The sequence below is a fragment of the Thermoanaerobaculia bacterium genome (genome assembly GCA_018057705.1).
In the GTDB taxonomy this organism is placed as follows: domain Bacteria; phylum Acidobacteriota; class Thermoanaerobaculia; order Multivoradales; family JAGPDF01; genus JAGPDF01.
The window spans coordinates 1-7,053 of record JAGPDF010000129.1 but is presented as its reverse complement, the minus strand read 5'-3'; the positions used below and the strand labels follow the sequence as shown (position 1 = coordinate 7,053).

The window sequence follows — 7,053 nt, the reverse complement described above, 5'->3', positions numbered from 1 at the left end:
CTACATTTCGAAGACGCCGAGTCGGCGGTCCGACGGTTGGCGACTAGAGCTGGAACGGACTGTCGGCGGTGAGCAGGATCGGCGAGGTCGGGCTCGCCGTGCCGCCTTTGCGCTCGAGGGTGACGGCGACGGCCGTCGTGCCGGCCGGCATCGCGTCGTCGGCGAGGAGCGCGGGCTTGCCCGCCTTCGCGTCGAACACCCCGCCGGAGAGCGGCAGGCCGTCGACGATGAACCAGAGCTGGTAGTCCTGGGGCTCCGGTTCGGGCTTGAGGCTCCGTACCTCGAGCTGCCAGCGGCGCCGGTCGGGGGAGACGTAGAGATGGCCTCGCGCCAGCGGCTGCGAGCTGCCGGCGGCGGGCGGGCGCAGGGCATAGACCGTGGCGCCCGCGGTGGTCACGAAGCTGTGCCGCTGCTCGAGCGCCGCGAGCTCGGCGGTCGCCGCGTCGCGCTCGAGCCTCAGCCGGTCGACCTCGGGCTGGAGCGATCCCAACTCCCGGATCTGCGCATCGCGGTAGGCGACCTCCGACAGCAGCATCGCCGCCCAGACGCCCAGACCGACCGCGGCCAGACCGAAGAGCGTCGCGAGCGCCGCCGGCCAGCGGCTCCGCCGCGTCGAGCGGCGCGCCAGCGATTCGCCGTGCGCGACCCCTGCGGACGACGCAGCTTCGGGCGATCTACCGGCGGCAACCGCGGCCGCTGCGGTTCGGGATCTCTCGGCCCGCTCCGCCCCTTCTGGCATGCCCGGCGATACAACGGGAGGGGCCGTCGGAGGGGCGGGGGCCATTGGAGCCATTGGAGCCAGCGGAGCCGGGGCGGGGGACGGCGCGAACGTCGCCTGGGCGGCGCTGATCATCAGTGGCGAGACCTCCTGGGTCTCGTCGCCGATCAGATTGGCCAGCAGGGTGGCACGCGTGCCCAGCAACGGCTGGACGGGTTGCAGCCCGTAGGCGAGCAGCCCGAGGCTCTCGAGATAGAGCCGGCGAAGCACTTCGGAGGCTGCGTCCGTGGGCGGCGGCTCGACGGGCGCGGTGTCTTCCTGCCCACCGAGGTGGGCCAAGTCCTCGAGAACGGAGAGCGCAGCCGGATCCTCGAGATCGTACTCGTCGCTCACATGAGCTCCCGGATCTCCGCCCGGAGGTCCCGGCGCAGCGTTTTCATCGCCAACAGGGCGCGCGCCTTGACGACCTCGAACGGCGTCCGCGTACGGTCTGCGATCTCGCTCAGCGAGAGCCCCTCGAAGAAGGCCATCTCGAGGGCCTGCTTCTGCTCGGCCGAAAGCGTCGCGAGCACCGCCTGGACGCGCTGCCGGCGCTCCTGCACGGCCCGGCTCTCGACATGCACGCCCGGAAGCGTCTCGACACCCCGCTCCGACAGGAGTGCCGTCCTCGCGGAATGCGCGGCTGGACCGCGCTCCGCGGGCGGACGCCTGCGAAGTCGCGCGAGCGCCCGGTCGCGCGCGATCAGCACCAGCCAGGCGGAGACCGAAGAAGCCCCGGAATCGAAGCGCTCGGCCTGGTTCCAGACCTCGAAGAAAGTCTCCTGCAGAACGCTCTCCGCTCCGGCGGCCTCGGCGGGGGCCGCGAGCACGCGACGGCTGACCGCGAGCAGCAGCGGCGCATAGCGGTCGTAGAGCTCGGCCAGGGCCTCCTGCCGCCGGTCGAGCACGCCTTGCACGAGCGCCAGATCGTCGCTCTTGCTGAAAGGCGTCGAGGAGGACGGATCGATTGCCATCGGGGGTCCGGGAACAGGCCCTACGATAACATGGGAGGGAGAGCCCGAGGCGCACGCCTTCCGAGCTCGCGAGCGGAGAATCCGATGCCTCTGAACGAAGAGTGGAACGCGATGCCCGCCATCCGCGTGATCATGATGCCGAAGGACACCAACGCGCTGGGGACCATCTTCGGCGGCGTCATCCTCTCCTACATCGACCAGGCCGGCGCCGTCGAAGCCCACCGCACGGTGCCCGGCCGGATCGTGACCGTCTCGATGCGCGAGGTGGTCTTTCACGCCCCCGTATTCGTCGGTGATCTGGTGAGTTTCTTCACCCGCACCAAGCGCGTCGGAAACACGTCCGTCACGGTGGAAGTCACGGTCGAAGCGGAGCGCGGCCAGCCCGGCGGACCGAAGGTCAAGGTCACCGAGGCCGAGATGGTCTTCGTCCACGTCGGCCAGGACGGTCGCCCGCTGCCCATTCCCAAGCGCAGCTAGAGGCCGGCCGTGATCCCTGCGGCCCGGCAGCCCCTCGCCTGGTGGCAGCACGCGCTGGCAATCGCAGCGCTCTCGCTTACGATCCTGCTGCGCTTCTATCCAGCGGTGACCAGCACCGCACCGCTCGGCGACGAGATGGCGCAGGAGAAGGCCTTCCTCGAAGTGACCGCGGGCCTTTCGCCCTACCTCGACGGCAACTACGTCTATCCGCCGTCTCTCTTGCGGATCGGCGCGGTCCTGCGCCAGCTTCCACTCCCCTCGCCCTACATTCCGCTGCGCGGCGCCTCGATCCTCGGGCTGGCGATCCTGGTCTGGTATTCGACCGGCCGGCTCGACTGGAGACCCTGGCGGCGCTTCGGCGCCGCAGCGCTCTACGTCGGGCTCGCACCCGGCGTGCGCCAGGGGATCGAGTTCGGCAATCTCTCTTTCGCCGTCGGCGGCTGCATTCTCGTCGCGCTCCTCGTCTGGCTACGCTCGCCCGTCGGCAGCGGTCTGCTTCTGGGCGCGAGCCTCCTGCTCAAGCCGCTCGCGCCGGCAGCCCTGGTCGCGCTCTTCTGCCATCGGCCTCATCGGCCCCCGCCTCCCCGTCCACCGCTACCCGGCGGCCACCGCCACCACCTGGCGGTCGTCGTCGCCGCCCTGGCAGCCGCCCTCGCCCTGCTCGCCGATCCCGAGTTCGGCGCCTTCCTGCGTCACGGCTCCGACGCCTGGGTGCTGGAACGCACGGTGTCGCTGCACCGCTTCCTGGCGTTGGCCGGGCTGCGCGAAGGCGCCTCGGTCCTCTCCCTGCTGCTGCTCGCCGGGATCGCGGCCGTGGCGCGCGCGCGGGTCACCGACCGCGATCCGCTCCTGGCCGTCGCCCTCGCCGGCTGCGTGATGGTGCCGCCGGTGGTCTGGAACCACACACTGGTGTTGACCCTGCCGCTGCAGGCGATGGCGATCGCCCTCGCCAGGCAGCGCTACCGCGCGGCGGCGGCGGTCGAGCGGCGCTTTCGGGGCTGGGAGGCTACCGGCATCGCCCTCGCCGTCACGGCGCTCACCTTCGCCGAAGGTGCGACCGGCATCGACGATCGCGCCGTCGCCTTGCAGATCTTCGCCACCCTACCGCCCGCGCTGGCGCCGTTGATTCTCGCCGTCTACGTGCTGCGCTTTCATGGCACGCAGCCGGGACCGGGCGCGGAGGGCGCTCTGCGGTAGCATCCCGGCGGTGGGCGACGACGACGCGAGGGGCGCGGCCAATGCGCGGTTCCAGCGCCTGTCTCGCCTGCTGGATGAAGCCCTCGACCTGCCTGCCGACGCCCGGGCAGCGTACCTCCAGAGCGCCGCCGGCGACGATGCGACGCTTCTCGCTGCCGCCCAGGCAGCGCTCGCCGACGAGCCCAGCCCCGGAGCCGGTCTCCGCCTGCAGGTGGCGGCGGCGCTGGGCGCGGAGCCGGACGACGCACGCGGTTCCGAGCGCTGCGGGCCCTGGCGTCTGCTGCATTCGATCGGCTCCGGAGGCATGGGCGAGGTCTTCCTCGCCGAGCGCGCCGACGGCGCCTTCGAGCAGCAGGTCGCCGTCAAGCTCCTGCCGGCGGCGGTGCGCACGCGCGAGCTCGGCCTGCGGCTCGAACGCGAGCGCCAGATCCTGGCGCGACTCGAACATCCGAACATCGCGCGCCTGATCGACGGCGGGGTCGCGGCGGACGGCACTCCGTACCTCGCGCTCGAGTACGTCGAGGGCGTGCCGATCGACCGCTTCTGCGCCGAGGCGGGCCTCACCCTCCAAGCCAAGCTCGCGATCTTCCTCAAGATGTGCGACGCGGTCGCCTACGCGCATGCGCGCCTGGTGGTGCACCGCGATCTCAAGCCGACGAACGTGCTCGTCACCCGCGAGGGCGAGGTGAAGCTCCTCGATTTCGGCATCGCCAAGCTCCTCGAGGAAGACGACCTCGGCCTGACGCGCAGCGTCGACCATCTGCTCACACCGCGCTATGCAGCCCCGGAACAGGTGGAGGGGAGGGCGGCGACGACAGCGACCGACGTGCACGCTCTCGGTCTGCTGCTCTTCGAGTTGCTGACCGGCGAACGGCCGTTCGGAGCCCAGACGACCAGCGCGCTCTCCCTCGCCCGGGAGATCGTCGAGCGCCAACCGGCGCGGCCCAGCCAGCTGGCGAGGAGCGCCGTTCCGCGCGGCGCGTCGCGCGATCTCGACGAGATCTGCCTCAAGGCGCTACGCAAGCGCCCGGAGGAACGCTACGCCTCGGTCACAGCACTCGCCGACGACATTCGCCGGTCGCTCGCCGGCTATCCGGTCACGGCACTCGCCGGCGCCCGGCTCTACCGCGCGCGCAAGTTCGTCGCGCGGCACCGGCTCGCGATCGCCGGGGCGAGCCTGGCCTTCGTCGGCCTGGCGACCGGCCTGCTCGTCGCGCTCGCCCAGCGCGATCGTGCGCGCGCCTCGGAAGAGCGCTCGCGCGCGATCCAGGGCTTTCTCGTCGACGACCTGCTGCTCGCGGCGACGCCGGAGGAGGCGCGCGGCAGAAAACCTCTCGTGCAGGAGGCGCTGGCTCTCGCCGCCCGCCGGGCAGCCAGCGCTCTCGCCACCCAGCCGGAGGTCGAGCACCATGTGCGCGGAGTTCTGGGAGAAGCGTTTCTCCGCCTGGGCGAGCTCGACCTCGCTCGCGAGCAGATCGACCGCGAACGCGAGCTCACCCAGAGTCTCCGCCTCTCGACCGAAGCCTCCCGCTCGGGGGACATGCGCGCGCTCAAGCTCTTCCTCGCCCGGGCGCAGAACGCCGCCGCAGCCGAGTTGGCGGAGAAACTGGACCGCGAGCTCGCGGCAGGCGCCCCGGCGAGCGAGAGCCGCTGGCTAGCCCACGCCTACCTCGGTCTCGCCGTCCAGCGCCAGGGCAACTACGCCGCCGCGGAGTCTTTGCTGCGTGAGGCCGAAGCGGGACTGGGCTCGGTCCCGGGCGCCGGTCGCGCGCGCCTGGAGGCCCTCGCGCTGCTCGTGGCCAACCTCACCTTGCAGCGCAAAGACATCGAGACGGAGCCGGTGGCGCGCCGTCTGCTCGAGGAGACCGGCGCACTGCTGGGAGTCGACCATCCCGATCGGGTACGCGCCCTCGACAGCTGGGCGCAGACGCTGCGCCGCCTCCGGCGGCGCCCGGAGGCCAGAGCCGCCGCCGAGCAGGCGATCGCGCTCGGCGAGCGGGTGCTCTCCCCGACCCATCCCGCGACCCTCAACTCGCGCCTCACCCTGGCCTTCATCCTGTGGGACCTCCGCGACTTCTCAGCCGCCGAGGCGCAGGGAGAGGAGCTGCTGCGGCTCGCGACAGCGGCGCTCGGAGCGACCCATCCGACCACGGCGCGCGCCGAGGAGCTGTTCGCCATCCTGCTCTCGTCGCGCGGCGAGTTCGACCGCGCGGCGGAGCTCTACGCCCGCTCCTTGAGGACATTTCGCGCCGCCTACGGCGACCTTCATTCGGTGACCCTAAGGACCCTGCGCAATCAGATCTCCTTCGCCCGCCGGCGCGGGAACGAGGCGGCGGTGGAGGCGGGGAATCGGTTCATTCTGACTCTGGCGCACCAGGCCCTGGCCGAGCCCGAGCTCGACCCGGTCCTGACCTCGGACCTCGCCTACTTCGCCGTCTCCTGCGACCCTCCGGAGCAGCGCGAGCCGGCGCTGGCGGTCGCGCTCGCCGAACGCGCCGTCTCCGCCACCGCCCGGAAGTGGCCCGACGCCCTGTCCACTTTGTCGCTCGCCCATGAACTCTCCGGCGATCCCGCGCGGGCGATCGCGGTGATGCTCGAGGCGTTCGAGAACCCCGACAGCTGGCTCGCCTCCGGGTTTGCCCGCCGCGCTCACCGCCTGCTCGACGAGCACGGCGAGCCGGGGGCGACGGAGGCTTTTCTCGACAAGCTCGCGGCCTCCCGCAGGACGCTCTATCCTGACGATCGCAACCTCGAGGGCGAGACCCTGCTGCTGCTCGCCAACCACGACCTCGACCGCGGCCGCGCGGATGCGGCCCTGGCGAAACTCGATGAGGCGGACCGACTGCTCGCACAGGACAACCCGCCGACGAACTCCCACCGCGTGGACATCGCGCTCGCCGCAGCCGACGCTCTCGGGGACCTCGGCCGAGGGCCCGAGGCGAAGGAGCGCCTTTCCCGGCTCCTGAAGCTCCTCGAGAGCGAACCCGCCTCCGACCCCGACGACCCGAAAATGGTCGCTGCGGCGCTCGCCGGCCTCGATCAGCCCCGCCCGAGCTCGCCCGGCGCCCACTGAAGATCTGCTGGCGACCGCCGGGCCCCCGAACCCCGAGGGCTGACAGGTTCGCTCACCCAACGGCGTGGAACTTCAGCAGGAGGCCCTCCATGTTCGTTCCTTCCGCCTCGAGCACCCGTCGGATGTCCTGTCTTGGCCTGTTCTGTCTCCTTTCCGCCGGGAGCGCGGGGGCCGAGATATTCCGGGTCGGCATCGGCACCGGCTGCACCCACCTCACGGTCGAAGCGGCCGTCGCCGCCGCCGCGGCGAACGGTTCCGGCTTCGACGAGATCCAGATCGCCCACGTGACGCAGACCCTGGGCAGCCTGGTCGAGGTCGACAGCCACTCCGTCGCCCTCGTCGGCGGCTTCAGCTCCTGCACCGCGGCGATTCCGACCGGCCAGACGACGCTCCGGCGCTCCGACCCGACCGACGCCTTCTACGTCCACTCCACAACCGGAACGTCGGTCCTCTCGCTCGAGAGGATCACCATCGAAATGGGCGTGAGCGCCAAACGCGCACTGCGACTCGCAGGCGACGTCCAGGCCCTTCTCATCGATTCGGTCCTCACCGACGGCCAGGCGCCGCTCGGCGAA

General features: G+C 71.5%; 6 protein-coding genes. 4 read left to right on the top strand and 2 right to left on the bottom strand.

The annotated features are described in order from the left end of the window. Positions 1–43 precede the first annotated feature (43 nt). Both KBI44_20810 and KBI44_20805 read right to left on the bottom strand, forming a co-directional pair. The gene (locus tag KBI44_20810) at positions 44–1,111 is read right to left on the bottom strand and encodes an anti-sigma factor (GenBank protein MBP9146925.1); all 1,068 of its coding nucleotides are present in this window, start codon (positions 1,109–1,111) and stop codon (positions 44–46) included. Beyond that, positions 1,108–1,731, bottom strand: a complete 624-nt coding sequence (locus KBI44_20805) for a sigma-70 family RNA polymerase sigma factor (GenBank protein MBP9146924.1) — start codon at positions 1,729–1,731, stop codon at positions 1,108–1,110. The genes KBI44_20810 and KBI44_20805 overlap by 4 nt, the downstream gene beginning before the upstream one ends. Positions 1,732–1,815: 84 nt before the next feature. Between KBI44_20805 and KBI44_20800 the strand changes: the two genes are divergently transcribed. The 4 genes from KBI44_20800 to KBI44_20785 form a co-directional block, all read left to right on the top strand. Continuing rightward, positions 1,816–2,208 (top strand): acyl-CoA thioesterase, encoded by a 393-nt coding sequence (locus KBI44_20800; GenBank protein MBP9146923.1) that lies wholly within the window; start codon positions 1,816–1,818, stop codon positions 2,206–2,208. A 9-nt stretch (positions 2,209–2,217) separates the two neighbouring features. Next, positions 2,218–3,405: a DUF2029 domain-containing protein gene (locus tag KBI44_20795; GenBank protein ID MBP9146922.1), complete on the top strand. Its 1,188-nt coding sequence runs from the start codon at positions 2,218–2,220 to the stop codon at positions 3,403–3,405. Positions 3,406–3,415: 10 nt separating this feature from the next. Continuing rightward, positions 3,416–6,478, top strand: coding sequence for a serine/threonine protein kinase (locus tag KBI44_20790; protein MBP9146921.1), 3,063 nt, complete (start codon positions 3,416–3,418; stop codon positions 6,476–6,478). Positions 6,479–6,567: 89 nt separating this feature from the next. Next, positions 6,568–7,053: hypothetical protein (locus KBI44_20785; protein ID MBP9146920.1), on the top strand; the 486-nt coding region annotated here is incomplete at its 3' end.

Coding starts and splice junctions, on each gene's coding strand:
- KBI44_20805 (MBP9146924.1), bottom strand. CDS start 1,731: ATGGCAATCGATCCGTCCTCCTCGACGCCTTTCAGCAAGAGCGACGAT.
- KBI44_20800 (MBP9146923.1), top strand. CDS start 1,816: ATGCCTCTGAACGAAGAGTGGAACGCGATGCCCGCCATCCGCGTGATC.